The following is an 18,415-nucleotide window of genomic DNA, read 5'->3' on the forward strand; positions in this document are numbered from 1 at the left end:
GACGACCGGCAGCCCCACGGCCCGTCAGGGCCTCGCCGTGCGTGGGTCGCGTCACACACGGGGGACGCCGTCGGGCGTGTCGCCCGCCCCGTGCAGACGCCCCGCTCCCGCCTCCCCGCCCCCTTCCCGCCGTAACCCTCGCCCGCCGGGCGGAACTTGGCGGCGGAACCGTTTCGCCGGGCGGCGCGGGGCACCTGCCGGACCGGAGTGTCAGTCGCGGCCCGTATCCTCATGGACCATGCTCGAAGACCACACGACCGCAGCGTCGTCCGCCACGACGTGGCCGGCCGCGTATCCGCAGGGGTACGCGGTCGTCGACGTGGAGACCACCGGCCTGGCCCGCGACGACCGCATCATCTCCGCGGCCGTCTACCGGCTGGACGCCCGCGGTGAGGTCGAGGACCACTGGTACACCCTGGTCAATCCGGAGCGGGACCCGGGCCCGGTGTGGATACACGGCCTGACGAGCGAGGTGCTCCGGGGTGCGCCGCTCTTCCAGGACGTCGCCGAGGAGTTCGCGGCCCGGCTCGACGGGCGGGTGCTCGTCGCGCACAACGCCGTCTTCGACTGGCAGATGATCGCCCGCGAGTACGCGCGCGCGAAGCGCGAGGCGCCGGTGCGCCAACGGCTGTGCACCATCGCGCTCTCCAAGGAGCTGGGCCTGCCCCTGCCCAACCACAAGCTGGCGTCGCTGGCCGCCCACTTCGGCGTCGTACAGCAGCGGGCGCACCACGCGCTGGACGACGCACGGGTGCTGGCGGAGGCGTTCCGGCCGAGCCTGCTCGCCGCGGCGGCGGGTGGCGTACGGCTGCCGCTGCACGAGTGCCGGCCGCTGACCGAGTGGTCGGACCGGCCCGCTCCCCGGATCGGGCAGCAGGCGGGCCACGGTGGCTACCGGCAGACCGGTTGGCGCCCCGCCCGCAAAAGGCCCGCGTGCCCCTATCCCAACCCCGGCCGGTACGAAGAGGGCGAACGGCTCAAACAGGGCATGCGGGTCGCCTTCTCGGGTGACACCTCCGTCGAGCGGGACCTGCTGGAGGACCGCGCGACGGAGGCCGGACTGCATGTCGCCACCAGCCTGTCCCGGCTGACCAGTCTGCTGGTCACCAACGATCCGGACTCGGGCACGTCGAAGGTGGTCAAGGCCCGCCAGTACGGCACGCCGGTGGTGGACGAGGCCGCGTTCGGGCAACTGCTCGCGGATGTCGAGCCCGCGGACGGCTGAGCGGGTACGTGAGCCGTACCCGAGCCGTACGGACGGGTGATTCCGGGCGACTCGCCCGGCGCCCGCTCGCCCGCGTCGCGGTGACGGCTCACCCTGTGGCGCATGGCGACATGTGAAGTCTGCGGCAACAACTACGGAATGACCTTCGAGGTCCACGCCCAGGGAGCGGTGCACGTCTTCGACTGCTTCTCCTGCGCGATCCACCGGATGGCCCCCATCTGCGAGCACTGCCGGGTGCAGATCATCGGCCAGGGCGTCGAGGTCGAGGGCCACTGGTACTGCGGCGCCCACTGCGCCCGCGCGGAGGGGAGGGCGGGGATCGTCGACAAGGTCTGACCCCTTCGCCTGCCCGCCCTGCGAGGCCGTCGCCGAACCCGCGCCGCGGCATCGACGTCGCACGTGCTCCCCGCCGGCGCGGGGACGGCCCGCGGCAGACCCCACGGCGCCGCGAGTCGGTCGCGCACCCCCGCCGGCCGGGATCGGCCCTCACGGGGACCTCCCCGCGAGGGCCGATCCCGGCCAAGGTACCGTCGACGCGTGTACCGCTTCCTCTTGTCCCGCCAGTGGGTGATCCTCACGCTGGTCGCCGTGCTGCTCATCCCCACGATGATCTGGCTGGGCTTCTGGCAGATGGACCGCTACGAGGAACGCACCGCCCGGAACGACCTGGTCGCGCAGGCGCTCGACGCGGCGCCGGTACCCGCCGAGTCGCTGACCGCTCCCGGCAAGAAGATCACCTCGCGTGAGCGGTACCGCACCGTCACCGCGGAGGGGCACTTCGACACGGACCGCGAGGTCGTCGTCCGCCGCCGCACCGACTCCGACGACAACATCGGCTACCACGTGCTGACCCCGTTCGTGCTGAACGACGGCGAGGTCCTGCTGGTCAACCGGGGCTGGATCCCCGCGGACGGCCCGAGCCAGACCGCGTTCCCCGAGGTCCCCGCGCCGCCCCGGGGAGAGATCACCGTCACCGGGCGGCTGATGCCCGACGAGACGACCGAGGCGAGCGGCATCAAGGACCTCGAGGGCCTGCCGGACCGGCAGATCATGCTCATCAACAGCGAGCAGCAGGCCGAGCGCCTGGACGCCCCGGTGCTCGGCGGATACGTCGTCCTGATCGAGCCGGAGCCGAAGAACGGCACCCCGGAGCGGATCGGCAGGCCCGGCAACGAGGACGCCGCGCTGAACTTCGCGTACGCGATCCAGTGGTGGCTGTTCGCCGCGGCCGTACCGGTCGGCTGGTGGTTCCTGGTCCGTCGCGAGAAGCGCGACCGTGAGACCGACGGGGACGCGGAACCGGCGCGGGCGGAACCCGCCACGGTGTAGCCGTCCGACGGGTGCACGCGGGCGGATCCGATTGCTCCGCTCCCTGTCGGGAAGACGGAAACCCGTGCACCCCCACATCGAGGACTACGCGCTCATCGGCGACCAGCAGACCGCGGCCCTGGTCGGCACGGACGGCTCCGTGGACTGGCTCTGCCTGCCCCGCTTCGACTCCGCCGCCTGCTTCGCCAAGCTGCTCGGCGACGAGGACAACGGCCACTGGCGTATCGCCCCCAAGGGTGCGGAGCGCTGCACCCGGCGGGCCTACCGGCCGGACACCCTGGTCCTGGACACCGAGTGGGAGACCGGGGACGGCGCGGTACGGGTCACCGACTTCATGCCCCAGCGCGACCGCGCCCCCGACCTCGTACGCGTCGTGGAGGGCCTGCGCGGCGAGGTCACCGTGCACAGCGTGCTGCGGCTGCGCTTCGACTACGGCTCGATCGTGCCGTGGATGCGCAGGGCCGACGGGCACCGGGTGGCCGTCGCCGGGCCGGACTCGGCGTGGCTGCGCAGCGAGCCGGAGGTGCGGAGCTGGGGGCAGGACTTCGGGACGCACGCGGAGTTCACGGTCGCCGAGGGCGAGAAGGTCGCGTTCGTCCTCACCTGGCACCCCTCGCACGAGCCCCGCCCCGCGCTGGTGGACCCGTTCATCGGCCTGGAGCACAGCGTCGAGGACTGGCGGGCCTGGGTCGCCCACTGCGGCTACGACGGCCCGCACCGGGACGCCGTCGTCCGCTCGCTGATCACCCTCAAGGCGCTCACCTACAAGCCCACCGGCGGCATCGTGGCGGCGCCGACCACCTCGCTGCCCGAGGAGCCGGGCGGCGTACGCAACTGGGACTACCGGTTCTGCTGGCTGCGGGACTCCACCCTCACCCTGGGCGCCCTGCTGTCGGCCGGGTATCTGGAGGAGGCCGAGGCCTGGCGCGACTGGCTGCTGCGCGCGGTCGCGGGGAATCCGGCCGACCTGCAGATCATGTACGGCCTGGCGGGCGAGCGGCGGCTGCCGGAGTTCGAGCTGCCGTGGCTGTCCGGCTTCGCCGAGTCCACGCCGGTACGGATCGGCAACGACGCCGTGAACCAGCTCCAGCTGGACGTGTACGGCGAGGTCATGGACTCCCTGTCACTGGCCCGGCTGGTGGGCATGCACCCGCAGCCGCAGATGTGGGAGCTGCAGTGCGCCCTGATGCGCTTCCTGGCCACGGCGTGGCGCGAACCCGACGAGGGGCTGTGGGAGGTGCGCGGCGGGCGCCGGCAGTTCGTGCACTCGAAGGTGATGACGTGGGTGGCCTTCGACCGGGCCGTGCGCACGCTCGAGGAGCATCCGGAGCTGAGCGGCGGTGACCCGGACGGCTGGCGCGCGTTGCGCGACGAGGTGCACCGCGAGGTGTGCGAGAAGGGCTACGACCCGGAGCGCAACACCTTCACGCAGTCCTACGGCTCGCGGGAGCTGGACGCCTCGCTGCTGCTCATCCCGCGCGTGGGGTTCCTGCCGCCGGACGACCCGCGGGTCGTCGGCACGGTCGACGCGATCGGTGAGGAGCTGACCCGGGGCGGCCTGGTACGCCGCTACAGCACCGAGGGGGAGCCCGTCGACGGGTTGCCGGGCAGCGAGGGGACCTTCCTGGTGTGCTCCTTCTGGTACGCGGACGCGCTGCACGCGACCGGCCGGACGAAGGAGGCCCGGGAGCTGTTCGAACGGTTGGTGGGGCTCGCCAACGACGTGGGGCTGCTGGCCGAGGAGTACGACCCGGCGTCCGGCCACCAGCTCGGCAACTTCCCGCAGGCGTTCAGCCACATCGGCCTGGTGAACACCGCCCTCGCCCTGTTCGGGGACGAGGGGGCAGGATAGGGCCATGGATCTTGGACTGAAGGACCGGGTGTACGTCGTCACGGGAGCCACCCGGGGCCTGGGCAACGCCGCCGCGCGCGAGCTGGTCGCCGACGGCGCGAAGGTCGTCGTGACGGGGCGGGACGAGAAGAGCGTCGCCGAGGCGGCGGCCGCGCTGGGTCCGGACGTGGTCGGGGTGGCCGCCGACAACGCCGACCCGGGAGCCGCCGGCCGGCTGGTCGCGACCGCCCGTGAGCGCTTCGGCCGCTTCGACGGCGTACTGATCAGCGTGGGCGGGCCGCCGCCCGGGTTCGTCGCCGACAACACGGACGAGCAGTGGCAGGCGGCGTTCGAGACGGTGTTCCTGGGTGCGGTGCGGCTGGCCCGGACGGCGGCGGCGGAGCTGGAGCCGGGCGGTGTCATCGGCTTCGTGCTGTCGGGCTCGGTGTACGAGCCGATTCCCGGTCTGACCATCTCCAACGGCCTGCGGCCGGGGCTGGCCGGCTTCGCCAAGTCCCTCGCCGACGAGCTGGGCCCGCGCGGTGTCCGTGTCGTCGGCCTGCTGCCGGGCCGCGTCGACACGGACCGGGTGCGCGAGCTGGACGGCATGTCCGCCGACCCGGAGGCGACCAGGGCGGCCGCCGAGTCCCGCATCCCGCTGCGCCGCTACGGCACCCCGGAGGAGTTCGGCCGCGCCGCGGCGTTCCTGCTGTCCCCCGCGGCGTCGTACGTGACGGGCGTGATGCTGCCGGTGGACGGCGGGGTGCGGCAGGGGTTCTAGGCCCGTCACCCCCTGCCGGGCACCGGGCGCCCCCCGGTGTCGGGCCGTCGTCGTGCCGTCCGTGCGCCCCGCTCGGCCGGCCGGCCGCCAGGACGGCGGGGCGGTCCCGGCCGAGCGGACGGGGACACGGCGGACACCAGGGACGCCGGCCGGCGGGGCGGAGGCGGGGCGGAGAAGGGGTGCGGGGCGGCCGCCGCGCGCTCCCGGGCACGCGAAGGGAGCCCCCGCTCCGGACGGGCGGCACGGGGCGTGGCCCGCTGCGCGCGCGGGATCAGCTGACCCGTTCGGCCCCGTGTCCGACGCTGTGGAGGTGGACCTCCGCCGGAAGGGCCGTGAGGTTCGCCGAGTCCCGGGCGTGGGTCAGTGCGTGGGCGGTGAGGTCGCGCAGCGCGGTGCCGGGGTCCACGTGGGGTGCCAGCAGCAGCCGGACGCGGGCCGCCGGGGCGTCGCGGCGGCCGGTGAGCCGGACGCCGGCCCGTTCGACCCCGTCCATCCGTTCCGCGTCCTGGGCGAGGGCGATCTCCAGGGCCCGGCCGCGCAGCACCGCGCCGTCGCCGTCGCCGGTGTCGACGAGGACCTCGGCGAGCCGGCGGCGGCGCGCCACCGTGGCCAGCCACCACAGGGCGGACAGCAGGACGGCGGCGAGTACGGCGATGACGACCGGCCACCACCAGCCGGCGTTCCGCCACCGGGTCCGCTCGGCGGCGCTGAGCAGCACGTCGTGCGGCCCGTCGTGGATCCACCAGGACGGCGCGGAGGCACCGAGGCCGACGGCCAGTACGGAGCCGCCGAGAACGAACAGGACCAGGCCCACGAGCCCGAGCAGCATACGGTCGACCGTCCTGGGCACCGCCCTCACCTCTTCCGTCCGGGCCGCGCCACCCGCACGGACAGGGCGGGCTGCCGGGCCAGCCCCAGCCCGCGCGCCGCGTCGTGGAGCACGCCGTCCAGATCGGCCCGTACGTCGTCCAGTTCCCGGAAGTGCGACAGCACGCGCACGCGTGCCTTCCGCCGACGCATCCGTACCCGTGCCGACCGCACCCCGGCGACCTCCATGGCCCGGTCGCGCAGCACCGTCGCGGCGGCGTTCCGGTGGAGCCCCGCGCGTACGTCCGGGTGCGTGCGCCGCATCGGGAGCACCTTGCGCAGGCCGGGGGTGAGGGCGAGGGCGAGCAGCCAGAGCCCGAGGGCCGCGGCGATTCCCGCGCCGACGAGGACCCACGTGTCGTCGAGGCGCCGGTCGGCGAGCTGCCGGGCCAGTTCGCGGCGCCATCCGAGGGCGGTCCGGCCGGCGCGCACGGCGGCGATGTCGTAGAGGAAGGCACCCGTGACGAGCAGAAGCAGCAGTGCGACGACGCCCGCGGGGACGCGGCGCGCGGACCAGAAGCGGCCGGCCGGTCCGCGGCCGGGGCCGGACGGCGGCCCGGTGCCGGCTGCCGTCCGCCGCTCCGTGCCGGGCTCCATGACGGGCAGGCGCCGCGTGCCGCCCTCGGCCCCGTGGAAGCCCTCGGAGTGCCTGAAGCCGTCGGAGCGCTGAGGGACGTGGGGGTTCCGGGGCCCCTGGGGCTCGCTCATCGCGTCCTCTCCTGCCCCGCCCCGTACTCCGCCGCCAGGTGCAGTCGCTCCACCTCGACGGCGACCTCCGGCACCGCCATGCCCACCAGCGTGCGTACCCGATGGACGACTTGCCGACGCACCTGTCCGCAGCGGGCGCCGACGTCGCACGGGTAGTCGAGTTCGAGGTGGACCCGGACGTGGGCGGTGTCGTGGTGGACGACGACGGTGGCGTACGGGCGCGCCGCGTCCGGGTGGAGCGGGCCGGCCGCCTCGCGTGCCGCCCGGGCGGCGACCTTGGCGACGACCCGGTCGGCGATCCGCGTGGCACCGCGCTCGCCCGGCTCCACGGGGGCCAGGGGTCCGGGGAGCCCACCGGCGCCACGGCTCACGCCGGTCACCGGCGACGGTCGTCGCGGGAGCGGAGAAGATCACCGAGGTCCATGTCCCCCTCCAGGAAGCGGCCGACGACGAACCCGACGGCGCCCAGGGCCGCCACCAGCAGGAAGGCGCCGAACCCGCCGAAGTACCCGGCGAAACCCAGCGCCATGCCGACGATCATGCCGACCACGGCCGTGCTCATGGTGCGCTCCCCTCAGCCCTCGGTTTCCTCGGTTTCCTCGGTTCTCAGCCTTCAGTCCTCATACCGTCCTCATACCTCAGCTCGCTTCCGGCTCACTTGATCCGGGGCTCCGGCTCCTCTTCCTCCTCGTCGGGCAGCTTCACGTCGCTCACCGCGATGTTGACCTCGACGACCTCCAGGCCGGTCATCCGCTCCACCGCCGCTACCACGTTCTCCCGCACGTCCCGGGCGACGTCCGCGATGGCCACGCCGTAGTCGACGACGATCTCCAGATCGAGCGCGGTCTGCTTCTCGCCGACCTCCGCCTTCACCCCGCGCGTGACCCCTGACCTGGTCCCGCCGGGCACCCGGTCGCGCACGGCGCCGAAGGTGCGCGACATCCCGCTGCCCATGGCGTGCACACCGACGACGTCGCGTGCGGCCATCCCGGTGATCTTCTCCACCACGCCGTCGGCGATGGTGGTCCGCCCCCTGGTACCGGGGTCCTGGCCGCCGCGCCGGATCGTCTGGGCCTTGAGCGTCCCCGAGGTCTCGACGGTTTCCTGCCCGGTCCGGTGACTCTCCACGTCGCTCATCGTCGTACGTCCCTTTCGGTCGTAGTCCTGTGACCACGGTAGGTGGGGTCACTGCGGGGCGCGTCGCGGATACGGCAGGGTGGAGGAATGACCACGGCGGACGGGTGGACGCGGACGGTGCGGGAGCGGCTGGGGCTCGGCAGGCTGCTGCCGCTGGGAGGAGCGCGGGACGGCGCGTGGATCGCCGAGCGGGCGGCACGGGAGGTGCTGCTGGCCGCGGCCCGGGGTGTGGCGGGTGTACGCCCCGGCGGTCTGCGCATCGCGCCCGCCGGGTCGGAGGGTCCGGGCGAACCGGTCGTACCGTCACCGCCCGGCGCCCTGCCGCCCGGCCCGCTGCGGGTGACGGCCGGCTTCGCGGCGACCGCCGGCGCCGCGACGGCCATGGCCGAGCCGCTGCCGGCGACGGGCGCCCGTCTGCGCGCGGCACTCGCGGCGGCGGCGACGCGGGGGCTCGGCCTGACGGTGACCGCCGTGGACCTGCGGGTGACGGCCCTGCTGGACGCGGCCACGGGACCGGAGCCGGCTCCCGGGTCCGGTCCGCGGCGGCGTCCTCCGGCCGTCGAGCACGGGGACGGGGACGAGGGCCGTGCGGCCGGCGCCGCGCTGGCGGTACCGGGCGTGGCCGGGCTGACGGCGACGCTGGGCCGTCCGGTCCACGTCACGGAGCTGCCGCGGGGACCGGCGCTGCCGCGCCGCCATGTCCGGGTGGAGCTGGCCGTCGACGCGGACCACCGGGCCGTGGAGGTGGCCAGGCGGGTCCGCGCGGCGGTGGCGGAGGCCCTGCCGGACCGTCCGTCGGTGGCGGTACTGGTGACGGACGTCTGCTGAGCGGGCCGGCACCGGGCCGGCTGAACGGGCCGGCACCGGGGTGCAAGGGCCGGGACCGGGCCGGCTGAACGGGCCGGCACCGGGATGCAAGGGCCGGGACCGGACCGGCTGAACCGGTCGGCACCGGACCGGCTGAGCGGCCCTGCCCCGGCCTTTCCCGGAAGCCGACCGGCGGTTCGACGCGGTGCCGCAACGGTCCGCGGCCACCGGCCGTCCGTCGGCCGCGGCGCCGGTGACGGCCGTCGCCGCGCCGCCGCGCGGACGCCGGCGGGGGTCCGTGCCCGGGTTACTCCCCGAGTCCGGCCAGGTCGCGCAGCCGGCGTCCCTGCGCGGCCCGCTCGGCGGCGCGCTGGGCCTCGTAGTCCCGGCCCTGGGCGCCCTGGAGCAGCGCCTTGGTCTCGATGACCGCGTCGCGCGGTGCGGCCAGGACCGCCGACGCCAGGTCGTGCACGGCGCCGTCGAGCTGGTCCGCGGGCACGGCGAGGTTGGCCAGCCCGGTGTTCACCGCCTCCTCGGCCATGACGAAGCGGCCCGTCGCGCAGATCTCCAGCGCGCGGGCGTAGCCGACCAGGGAGACCAGGGGGTGCGTGCCCGTCAGGTCCGGCACCAGGCCGAGGCTGGTCTCGCGCATGGCGAACTGCACGTCGTCGGCGACGACCCGCAGGTCACAGGCGAGGGCCAGCTGGAAGCCGGCTCCGATGGCGTGCCCCTGCACGGCGGCGACCGACAGGATGTCGCTGCGCCGCCACCAGGTGAACGCCTCCTGGTACTCGGTGATGGTCGCGTCCAGCTCGGCGTCGCCGCCCCGTGCGAGGTCGATGAACGACGGTTCGCCGTCGAAGCCCTCGGGCGTGAACGCCTGCCGGTCGAGCCCGGCCGAGAAGGACTTGCCCTCGGCCCGCAGCACCACGACCCGGACGGAGCCCGGCAGCAGCCGGCCGGCCTCGGTCAGCGCCCGCCACAGAGCGGGGCTCTGCGCGTTGCGCTTGGCCGGGTTGGTCAGCGTCACCGTGGCGATCGCGTCGTCGACGGTGAGCCGCACGCCGTCCCTGTCGAGCGCGGGAGCGGGGTCGTGGGCGGGCGAAGCCATGGGGCGCCTCCGGAAGGTGCGGTCGTCGTCCCCGCCGTACGCCGGTTTCCACGCCGTGCGACGGAAGGGCTGAGTGACTGCACAGTAACCACCCGGACGGTCTGGCGACCGGCCGGGTGACCACCTTCACTTTCGGAGCCGAGGGGTCGCCCGGGACGTCAGGCCGTTGTGGCCTTTTTGCCCCGGGTAGCCCCGCCACGCCCTCGCAGCGTGACACCCGACTCACTGAGCATGCGGTGCACGAAGCCATACGAGCGGCCGGTTTCCTCGGCCAACGCCCGGATGCTCGCACCGGCGTCGTACTTCTTCTTCAGGTCTGCCGCGAGCTTGTCGCGCGCGGCGCCGGTCACCCGGCTGCCCTTCTTCAGAGTCTCGGCCACCCGTGCCTCCTCATGGGAAGTGCGCTCTGGTCTCCTCATGATCACCCCTCCAGGGCTTCATGGCCACCCATTCGGCAAGGTCGATGAGACAAGGTTGTGACGACAGGAGCGAGTCCCCACATACGGAATCCGTGATTCCAGAGGATCGCGCCCGTACGGCCGAACGGGTTTTTCCGCGAAGTTCCAGGTCAGAAAGGTGTCGCGGCCGGGCCCCCGGCAATGGGGGCCCGGCCGCGAAATCGATGTAGGACACACCTCGTGATGAGGAGATCTCACACAGATGGTGGATCACGGATCGGCCGAATGATCCATACCCAGTGGATCATTCATTCGATCAAGCCAGGGCGACGAGGTCCGCGTAGTCGGCGCCCCACAGGTCCTCGACGCCGTCCGGAAGCAGAATGATCCGCTCCGGCTGGAGTGCCTCGACGGCACCCTCGTCGTGGGTGACCAGGACGACCGCGCCCTTGTAGGTGCGCAGCGCGCCGAGGATCTCCTCGCGGCTGGCCGGGTCGAGGTTGTTGGTCGGCTCGTCGAGCAGCAGCACGTTCGCCGAGGACACCACGAGGGTGGCCAGCGCCAGGCGGGTCTTCTCGCCGCCGGACAGGACGCCGGCCGGCTTGTCGACGTCGTCGCCCGAGAACAGGAACGAGCCCAGCGTCTTGCGGACCTCGACGAGATCGAGGTCGGGGTTGGCCGAGCGCATGTTCTCCAGGACGGTGCGCTCGGGGTCGAGGGTCTCGTGCTCCTGCGCGTAGTAGCCGAGCTTGAGGCCGTGGCCCTCGATCACCTGGCCGGTGTCGGGCTTCTCGACGCCGCCGAGGAGCCGCAGCAAAGTGGTCTTGCCCGCGCCGTTGAGGCCGAGGATGACGACCCGGGAGCCCTTGTCGATGGCCAGGTCGACGTCGGTGAAGATCTCCAAGGAGCCGTACGACTTGGACAGGCCCTCGGCCATCAGCGGGGTCTTGCCGCAGGGCGCCGGCTCGGGGAAGCGGAGCTTGGCGACCTTGTCGGACTTCCGCTCCGCCTCCAGACCGGCCAGCAGCTTGTCCGCGCGGCGGGCCATGTTCTGCGCGGCGACGGTCTTGGTGGCCTTGGCGCGCATCTTGTCGGCCTGCGAGTGCAGCGCGGAGGCCTTCTTCTCCGCGTTCTGCCGCTCGCGCTTGCGGCGCTTCTCGTCGGCCTCGCGCTGCTGCTGGTAGAGCTTCCAGCCCATGTTGTAGACGTCGATCTGGGAGCGGTTGGCGTCCAGGTAGAACACCTTGTTGACGACCGTCTCGACCAGGTCGACGTCGTGGGAGATCACGATGAAGCCGCCGCGGTAGGTCTTGAGGTAGTCCCGCAGCCAGACGATCGAGTCGGCGTCGAGGTGGTTGGTCGGCTCGTCGAGCAGCAGGGTGTCCGCGTCCGAGAACAGGATCCGGGCCAGCTCGATACGCCGGCGCTGACCGCCGGAGAGCGTGTGCAGGGGCTGGCCGAGCACCCGGTCCGGCAGGTTGAGCGCGGCGGCGATGGTGGCGGCCTCGGCCTCGGCGGCGTAACCGCCCTTGGTGAGGAACTCCGTCTCCTGGCGCTCGTACTGCTTGAGCGCCTTCTCGCGGGTGGCGCCCTGGCCGTTCGCGATGCGCTGCTCGTTCTCGCGCATCTTGCGGATCAGGACGTCCAGGCCGCGCGCGGACAGGACGCGGTCGCGGGCGAGCACGTCGAGGTCGCCGGTGCGCGGGTCCTGCGGGAGGTAGCCGACCTCGCCGGAGCGGGTGACGGCGCCGGCGGCGGGCTGGCCCTCGCCGGCGAGGACCTTGGTGAGGGTGGTCTTGCCGGCACCGTTGCGGCCGACCAGGCCGATGCGGTCGCCCTTGGCGATGCGGAAGGTGGCGCTTTCGATGAGGACGCGGGCACCGGCGCGCAGCTCGATGCCGGAGGCGGAGATCACGGTCAGACTCCTGAGCGGGTGGGTGGCGGGATGGGCGGCTGAGGACGTTTCCCGCCGTCTAATGCGCGAGGAGAATGGCCATGGGGGCCAGTCTAACGGGACCGTGCAAACGCTTTTCACGGGTGCGGATGTCCGCGGTCCGGTGGCCGCGGATGCTCCGCGTGGTCAGCTGCCCCCGGTGTGCACCTGGAAGGCCGCCCTGCGTACGGCCTTGGCCAGGGCGGGGTCGGGGTGTGCGGCGGCGAGGGCGACCAGGACCTGCACGGTGCGGGGGTGGCCGACGGCCCGGACCTCGTCCAGCAGGGCCGGGACGGTGGGCTGCACCGCGGACTCCAGGTGTCTCACGAGCAGCGGGGCCTCGCCGTGGTCCGCGACGGCGGCCGCGGTGTCGACCCACAGCCAGGTGGCCTCCTGGCGGGTGAGGACCTCATGGGCGTCCTCGGGGTCGGCGCCGTCGTGCTCGGCCAGCCACAACAGGGCGTAGGGCCGCAGGGTCGGCTCGTCGAGGACGGCGCGGACGTCGGGCTCGGCGGGCGCGCCGACGACGCGCAGCGCGTCGAAGGCGAGGCCGCGCAGCAGGGCGTCCTCGCCGCGGGCACCGCCGAGCAGTTCGGCGACGGCGCTGCCGACGGGGCGCGCGGCGAGCCAGGCGCGGTACTCGGCGCGCGCGGCGTTGGGGCGGAGCTGGGCGCAGCCGCGGAGCATGTCCTCGGCCGACTGCTCGATGTTGCCGGCGGGGCTCTGCGCGGCGACGCAGATCTGCTCCAGCTTGACCCAGACCGCCCAGCTGCCGAGCGGAGTGAGCGTGGCGTGTCCGTCGCCGCAGGTGAGGGCGCCGACGGAGGCGAGGGCGTGCAGGGCCCAGTCGAGGAGGGGGGCGAGCGGGGTGTCGGCGGTGGCGTCCGGGAGCGGTGCGGGCGCGGGGGTCTGCGGCGTGCCGGGCTCGAGACGGGGGCCGTAGGGCACCTCGCAGCGCTCCGTGCGCAGTTCGGTGACGCGCTGCTCCAGCAGGTCCAGGAGCTGCGCCACCGGGACGGGCCCTGCGGACAGCTGGAGGAAGGAGAGCACCTGGGGCATCGCGGAGATGACCTCGGCCACGGCGGCCGGCTCCTGCCCGGCGGGCTCGGGGTGGGCCAGCGACCAGGCGTCGAAGAGGGCGACCCAGCCGCGCAGTACGGCGCTGTCGTCGCGGTTCCAGGCGCGCAGGCGCCAGCCGGGGCGGGCGCTGCCGCCGTGCACCTCGACCAGTCCGGCGAGACGGGCGGTGTCCCAGTCGGCGCGGACCTTGGCCGCCGTCAGGCCCAGCTCCCGGGCCGCCTGCTCGGCGGTCGCGTCGGAGAGGGTGGCCTTGCCGTCGGCGGTCGCGCTGCCGCGGCCCGGGCCGAGGGCGGTGTCGGCCCAGCGGGCGACACGGGCCGCGTCGGCCAGACCGGAGCGCGCCATTCTGGCCAACTCCGACCGGGCCGGTGTGCCCTCCGGGGGTCGCGGCGCGGCGCGGCGCGGACGCCGCTGGTTCATCGCTTGGGGGGCGGCGGCCAGGGGTCGGGGGCGGACGAGTCGAAGCCTGGAGTCGCGCGGGATACGGGACGTCACGGGTGCAGTCTTCCGGTTGACGGTCCGAAAACCCAAACGGAATGCCGTGACTGACGCCGGGGACGGCGGACGCACGGGTGCGGCACGCCGTCCGGCATGAGAACAGGCCAGTGGTACGACGCTAAACGGAACCGGGCGGGCCCGCGCCGGTGCGTGGGTGCGGCGGGGTCACACCAGGGGGGTCATGAAGCGGCGCAGGGTCTCTTCGTAGTCGTGCGGGTCGACGTTCCACATGGCGCCGTGCGGGGCGCCCGCGACCGTGTGCAGGGCGACCAGGCGCGGGTGGGTGTCGGCGAGGCGCCGGGAGAGCCGCCAGGGGGCCACCGCGTCGCCGGGGCCGTGGAAGATCAGGGTCGGGACCGCCGGGCGGTGGAGACCGGCGGTGCCGGCGTCGTGGTCGGCGCGCAGCCCGGCGCGGCCCTGGGCAGCGCGGACGGCGAGCGGCAGGAGGGCGCCCGGTGTGCGGCGGGCGGCGGCCAGGGCGCGCAGGGTGGTCTCCCAGCTGAGCACCGGGGAGTCGAGGACGAGTCCCGCGATGCGGTCGCGTACGCCGGAGAGCGCGGCGGTGCGCAGGGCCATGGTGGCGCCGGTGGACCAGCCGAGGAGGACGACCTGGCGGGCGCCGTGGGCGAGGGCGTAGCGGACGGCCGCGTCCACGTCGCGCCACTCGGTCTCGCCGAAGTGGTGCAGGCCGTCCGGCGAGGGCGGGGCGCCGGCGTCGCCGCGGTAGGCGAGGGCGAGCACCGGGACGTTCCGGCGGTGCAGGGGGGTCATGAGGTTCATGGCGTGTTCGCGGGTGGCGCCCAGGCCGTGCACGGCGATGATCCAGGTCGGGCGGGCGCCGGGCAGGAACCAGGCCGGGAGGGGTCCGAGTTCGCCGGGGACCTCGGCGTCGGCGTGTTCGAGGTCCAGGGCGGTGCCCGGATCGCCGACGTACAGGTTCGGGGTGAACCAGGCCCGGTCGCCGGCCGTGAGGGTGCCGTGCGTGACGCGTTCGAGGCGGCGTACGACGGTGTCGGCGCCGTGCTCGGCCGTGTCGAGGACCTCGCCGACCACGGCGTGCGAGCCGTCGCCGGCGAGGCCGTACCGGCCGGGGCGCAGCGCGGCCAGATCCCGGGTGAGGGTGATCTGCCCGGCGGCGGTGCCGTGCACGGTGAGCCGGGGTTCGGTGGGCAGGGGCCTGCCGGGGGGCGCCTTGAGCGCGACGTCGGCGGCGAGCCGGCCGGCGACGACGCTCGCCGCTCCGGCCGCCAGGGCTGCGGTGACGGCGGCGGTCGTCGCTGTGACAGTGCGCATGGGGCCAGTCTCCTGGTGGAGTCCTCGGGCGGCCAGTGGGGCGGGCGGCGGGGGGTGACGTGCCCCGCCGGGGGCGCCTGCCGGGCCGGGAGCCATGAGTCGGTCCTGCTTGCCGGTACCCCCGAAGCCGCGCGGTACGCGCCGCACGGAACACCGGAGGCGCGTTCCGTCGGTGGAACAGCGGCCGGGACCCTGCCACCGGGGGGCCTGACTCCCGTACCGGTGGCAGGGTCCCGCACCAGTGACCTGACACCTGACCCCGTACCGGTGGTCCGGTCCGTACCAGTGACCTCGCCCCGTACCGGTGTTCCGGTCCCTACCAGTGACCTGACCCCATACCGGCGGTTGGGTCCGTACCAGTGACCTCGCCCCGTACCGGCGGGCGGGTCCGTACCAGTTACCTGGCCCCGTACCGGCGGCCGGTCCGTGTACCGGTGACCGGGACGCGTACCCCTGACAGGTTCTCGTACCGGTGCCCAGACCGGACCTCGCACCGGTGACCGGTGACCGGCCTCCGTGCGGTGAACGGCCTCCGTGCCGCGACCGGGCCTCCGTCCCGGTGGCCGACCGCCCGTTCGTCAGCCCCGCTGCCCGTACCCCCGGAGCCGTTCCGTCACCTCCGCCAGCTGGTGGTCCGTCAGCAGCGACGGGGTGCGGCCCGGCACCGAGGAGGCCGTCAGCCAGAGGCGGCACATCCACTCCAGCTGGGCCGTGCGGTCGTACGCCTGGTCGAGGGAGGTGCCGTAGGTGATCGTGCCGTGGTTCTGGAGGAGGCAGCCGGTGCGGTCGGTGAGGGCATCGAGCATGGTGCGGGCCAGTTCGTCGGTGCCGTAGGTCGCGTAGGGGGCGACCCGGACGGGGCCGCCGAGGGCGGCGGTCATGTAGTGGACCGGCGGGAGCTCGGGGACGAGGACCGAGACCGCCGTCGCGTGGACGGCGTGGGTGTGGACGACGGCCCGGGCGTCGGTTGCGCGGTACACGGCGAGGTGCATGGGCAGTTCGCTGGTGGGCACCAGCGTGCCGAGCACCTGCCGCCCGTCGAGGTCGACGCCGGTCATGTCGTCCGGGGCCAGACGGTCGTAGGGAACACCCGTAGGAGTGACCAGCACCGTGTCGTCGACGCGCACCGAGACGTTGCCGGAGGTGCCGACCACCAGCCCGTCCGCCACCGTCCGCCGGGCCGTCGCGACGAGTGCCTCCCAGGCGGCCTCCGTGGACCGTTCCTCGTCGCCCCGCACCTCTCCGACCCGCGAATACGTCACAGTCACCGTCTCCTTCCGGGCATCGGGTGCCCCCTGCCGTGCCGCCGCCGGCCGGCCTCGCGGCGATCCTGCCAGGCACGTCTCCGGAGAGCATCGGGCCGGACACACAGAGGGAGGCGGTAGCGCCGGTTCCGGTCACCGTGACGCCCAGCCCAGTTCATCTTCCGTTCACTCTGGTTACCTACGTTCGTCCAGCCAATGACCTCGAACGATTGCCTGGGTAAATGGAAAGCTTCTCGCTGATCCTCGCGATTGTGGTGGTAACCGCACTCGCGTTCGATTTCACGAACGGTTTCCACGACACCGCGAACGCGATGGCAACGACCATTTCGACCGGTGCGCTCAAGCCCAAGGTGGCGGTGGCGATGTCCGCCGTCCTCAACCTTGTCGGCGCCTTCCTCTCGGTGGAGGTCGCCAACACGATCTCCAAGGGTCTCGTCGACGAGACCGGCATCCGTCCCGAGGTCATCTTCGCCGCCCTGGTCGGCGCGATCCTCTGGAACCTGCTGACCTGGCTGGTCGGACTCCCGTCCAGCTCCTCGCACGCCCTCATGGGCGGCCTGATCGGTGCCGCGGTCGCCTCGGCGGGCGTCGGCGCGGTGAACGGCGACGCGCTCGTCACCAAGGTGCTGATCCCGGCGATCGCCGCCCCGATCGTCGCGGGAGTCGCGGCGCTGCTCGGCGCGCGGCTGACGTACAAGCTCGGCCGCAAGGCCGACGGCAAGGCCGCCTCGAAGGGCTACCGCGCCGGGCAGATCGCCTCCGCCGGGCTGGTCTCGCTGGCGCACGGCACCAACGACGCGCAGAAGACGATGGGCATCATCACCCTGGCCCTGGTCGCCGGCGGCTCCCTCGCCCCCGACTCCGACCCGCCCCTGTGGGTCATCCTCTCCGCGGGCGTCGCCATCGCGCTCGGCACCTACCTCGGCGGCTGGCGCATCATCCGCACCATGGGCAAGGGCCTGACCGACCTGCAGCCGCAGCAGGGCTTCGCCGCCCAGACCAGTGCCGCCACGGTCATCCTGGCCTCCTCCCACCTCGGCTTCTCCCTCTCCACCACCCACTCGGTCTCCGGCGCGGTGATGGGCGCGGGCCTCGGCCGCAAGGGCGGCGTGGTGCGCTGGTCCACGGCCACCCGGATGTTCGTCGCCTGGGGTCTGACCCTGCCGGCCGCGGCCCTGGTCGCCGCGATCGCCGAGTGGGTCTGCGGCCTGGGCGACTGGGGCACCGCGCTCGTCGCCGTCTTCCTGGTCGTCTCCAGCGCCGCCATCTGGAAGGTCTCCCGGCGCGAGGTCGTCGACCACACCAACGTCGTCGACGAGGCCGAGCCGTCCGGTGTGGTGACCACGGCGATGGCCGCCGTGTCCCCGCCCCCGGCGGGCGTCACCGAGGACCTGGCGGGCACCGTCCCGGCCTCCGCGTCCGACTCCAAGGCCCCGTCGGCCACCACCACCGTCTGAGCCCGCGCCCCGGGTACGAAGGAAGCGAACCTCCATGAGCATCGACTGGGCAGCTCTCGGCTCCGTCTTCGGGGTCAGCCTCGTGGCCACCGTGGTCCTGGTGGGCCTGTTCACCCTCGGCATCACCGGCCTCTCCCGCCAGGAGCGGGCCGCCGCGCAGGGCGGCTCCGCGACCCTCGCGGTCACCGGCGCGTACGCGTGCTTCGCGGCCTGCGCGGCGGCGGTGGCGTACGGGATCTATCTGATCGTCGCCTGACCCACGCCGATCGTCGCCCGGCCCACGAAGGCCGCCCGGCCCCCGAGGGTCGTACGGCGACGAACGCCGCCCGACCCTCCGCGCAGACCCCTGAGGCGGGGCGCGGGACGGACTCCGACCGTCCCGCGCCCCGCCTTCTTCTCGTGCCGGCGCACACCGCCCGCGTGTGGGCCTTCGCACACTCCCCCGCCGCAGGTCAACGCCAGGTTGACTGGTGTTCGCGGGCCGTGGTGGACTGCCGGAGCCAATACGGCGGCAGGAGAGGAAGCCCGGTGCGAATCCGGCGCGGTCCCGCCACTGTGACCGGGGAAGGATCCCCGGGAGCCAGGAACTCTCACCGCCGGTCTCTTCGAACCAGGGCGCGGACACCCTGAGTGAGGACATACCGCCATGCTCGGCTGCCGATCGACGTTCAGTACCAGGTTCCTCCCTGACCGTG

The 18,415-nt window shown here is 73.8% G+C and carries 19 protein-coding genes and 1 riboswitch; of the genes, 8 read left to right on the plus strand and 11 right to left on the minus strand.

Features of this window, described 5'->3' with window-relative positions; genetic code table 11:
• The first annotated feature begins 238 nt into the window (after positions 1 to 238).
• The 5 genes from ACP4J0_RS16860 (at position 239) to ACP4J0_RS16880 (ending at position 5,166) form a co-directional block, all read left to right on the plus strand.
• Positions 239 to 1,225, plus strand: coding sequence for a DEDDh family exonuclease (locus ACP4J0_RS16860; RefSeq protein WP_426599492.1), 987 nt, complete (start codon positions 239 to 241; stop codon positions 1,223 to 1,225).
• Positions 1,226 to 1,327: 102 nt separating this feature from the next.
• The gene (locus ACP4J0_RS16865) at positions 1,328 to 1,561 is read left to right on the plus strand and encodes a hypothetical protein (RefSeq protein ID WP_071528763.1); all 234 of its coding nucleotides are present in this window, start codon (positions 1,328 to 1,330) and stop codon (positions 1,559 to 1,561) included.
• A gap of 201 nt (positions 1,562 to 1,762) precedes the next feature.
• A complete protein-coding gene (locus ACP4J0_RS16870; protein ID WP_426599493.1) occupies positions 1,763 to 2,554 on the plus strand; it encodes an SURF1 family protein in 792 nt (263 codons plus the stop codon).
• A gap of 64 nt (positions 2,555 to 2,618) precedes the next feature.
• Positions 2,619 to 4,406: a glycoside hydrolase family 15 protein gene (locus ACP4J0_RS16875; protein ID WP_426599494.1), complete on the plus strand. Its 1,788-nt coding sequence runs from the start codon at positions 2,619 to 2,621 to the stop codon at positions 4,404 to 4,406.
• A gap of 4 nt (positions 4,407 to 4,410) precedes the next feature.
• A complete protein-coding gene (locus tag ACP4J0_RS16880; RefSeq protein ID WP_426599495.1) occupies positions 4,411 to 5,166 on the plus strand; it encodes an SDR family oxidoreductase in 756 nt (251 codons plus the stop codon).
• Positions 5,167 to 5,437: 271 nt separating this feature from the next.
• Here ACP4J0_RS16880 and amaP read toward each other — a convergent pair whose 3' ends face one another.
• The 5 genes from amaP to ACP4J0_RS16905 form a co-directional block, all read right to left on the minus strand.
• Positions 5,438 to 6,025, minus strand: coding sequence for an alkaline shock response membrane anchor protein AmaP (gene amaP, locus ACP4J0_RS16885; protein ID WP_426599496.1), 588 nt, complete (start codon positions 6,023 to 6,025; stop codon positions 5,438 to 5,440).
• Complete coding sequence (locus ACP4J0_RS16890; RefSeq protein WP_426599586.1) at positions 6,022 to 6,630, minus strand: DUF6286 domain-containing protein; 609 nt, start codon at positions 6,628 to 6,630, stop codon at positions 6,022 to 6,024. Before ACP4J0_RS16890 ends, amaP begins: the two co-directional genes overlap by 4 nt.
• Positions 6,631 to 6,737: 107 nt before the next feature.
• Positions 6,738 to 7,121 carry a hypothetical protein gene (locus tag ACP4J0_RS16895; RefSeq protein WP_426599497.1) on the minus strand — a complete coding sequence of 128 codons (384 nt, stop codon included), beginning with the start codon at positions 7,119 to 7,121 and terminating at the stop codon, positions 6,738 to 6,740.
• Positions 7,118 to 7,303, minus strand: coding sequence for a hypothetical protein (locus tag ACP4J0_RS16900; protein WP_426599498.1), 186 nt, complete (start codon positions 7,301 to 7,303; stop codon positions 7,118 to 7,120). The genes ACP4J0_RS16895 and ACP4J0_RS16900 overlap by 4 nt, the downstream gene beginning before the upstream one ends.
• 92 nt (positions 7,304 to 7,395) lie before the next feature.
• On the minus strand, positions 7,396 to 7,878 hold the full coding sequence (locus ACP4J0_RS16905) for an Asp23/Gls24 family envelope stress response protein (RefSeq protein WP_426599499.1): 483 nt from the start codon (positions 7,876 to 7,878) through the stop codon (positions 7,396 to 7,398).
• A gap of 87 nt (positions 7,879 to 7,965) precedes the next feature.
• On the opposite strand from ACP4J0_RS16905, the gene ACP4J0_RS16910 reads away from it, so the two are divergent.
• Entirely contained in the window at positions 7,966 to 8,706 is a 741-nt protein-coding gene (locus ACP4J0_RS16910) for a nucleopolyhedrovirus P10 family protein (protein WP_426599500.1), read from the plus strand.
• Positions 8,707 to 8,992: 286 nt separating this feature from the next.
• Here the strand turns inward: ACP4J0_RS16910 and ACP4J0_RS16915 are convergent, their stop codons facing one another.
• The 6 genes from ACP4J0_RS16915 to ACP4J0_RS16940 all read right to left on the minus strand — a co-directional run bounded on the left by ACP4J0_RS16915 (position 8,993) and on the right by ACP4J0_RS16940 (position 16,260).
• Positions 8,993 to 9,796, minus strand: coding sequence for an enoyl-CoA hydratase/isomerase family protein (locus ACP4J0_RS16915; RefSeq protein ID WP_426599501.1), 804 nt, complete (start codon positions 9,794 to 9,796; stop codon positions 8,993 to 8,995).
• Between the two features lie 158 nt (positions 9,797 to 9,954).
• Positions 9,955 to 10,176, minus strand: a complete 222-nt coding sequence (locus ACP4J0_RS16920; protein ID WP_053128672.1) for a helix-turn-helix domain-containing protein — start codon at positions 10,174 to 10,176, stop codon at positions 9,955 to 9,957.
• Between the two features lie 334 nt (positions 10,177 to 10,510).
• Positions 10,511 to 12,109, minus strand: a complete 1,599-nt coding sequence (locus ACP4J0_RS16925) for an ABC-F family ATP-binding cassette domain-containing protein (protein WP_426519361.1) — start codon at positions 12,107 to 12,109, stop codon at positions 10,511 to 10,513.
• Positions 12,110 to 12,274: 165 nt separating this feature from the next.
• Positions 12,275 to 13,702, minus strand: coding sequence for a hypothetical protein (locus ACP4J0_RS16930; protein ID WP_426599502.1), 1,428 nt, complete (start codon positions 13,700 to 13,702; stop codon positions 12,275 to 12,277).
• 168 nt (positions 13,703 to 13,870) lie between these two features.
• Positions 13,871 to 14,998 (minus strand): alpha/beta hydrolase, encoded by a 1,128-nt coding sequence (locus tag ACP4J0_RS16935; RefSeq protein ID WP_426599503.1) that lies wholly within the window; start codon positions 14,996 to 14,998, stop codon positions 13,871 to 13,873.
• A gap of 578 nt (positions 14,999 to 15,576) precedes the next feature.
• Positions 15,577 to 16,260, minus strand: a complete 684-nt coding sequence (locus ACP4J0_RS16940) for a class II aldolase/adducin family protein (protein WP_426599504.1) — start codon at positions 16,258 to 16,260, stop codon at positions 15,577 to 15,579.
• A 224-nt stretch (positions 16,261 to 16,484) separates the two neighbouring features.
• Here ACP4J0_RS16940 and ACP4J0_RS16945 point away from each other — a divergent pair, with 224 nt between their 5' ends.
• Both ACP4J0_RS16945 and ACP4J0_RS16950 read left to right on the plus strand, forming a co-directional pair.
• Positions 16,485 to 17,720, plus strand: coding sequence for an anion permease (locus ACP4J0_RS16945; RefSeq protein ID WP_426599505.1), 1,236 nt, complete (start codon positions 16,485 to 16,487; stop codon positions 17,718 to 17,720).
• Positions 17,721 to 17,754: 34 nt separating this feature from the next.
• Entirely contained in the window at positions 17,755 to 17,976 is a 222-nt protein-coding gene (locus tag ACP4J0_RS16950) for a hypothetical protein (protein WP_398135458.1), read from the plus strand.
• Positions 17,977 to 18,190: 214 nt separating this feature from the next.
• A riboswitch (cobalamin riboswitch) is annotated at positions 18,191 to 18,329 on the plus strand.
• The last annotated feature ends 86 nt before the right edge of the window (positions 18,330 to 18,415 follow it).

The sequence above is a fragment of the Streptomyces sp. WG7 genome, assembly GCF_049975785.1.
In the GTDB taxonomy this organism is placed as follows: domain Bacteria; phylum Actinomycetota; class Actinomycetes; order Streptomycetales; family Streptomycetaceae; genus Streptomyces.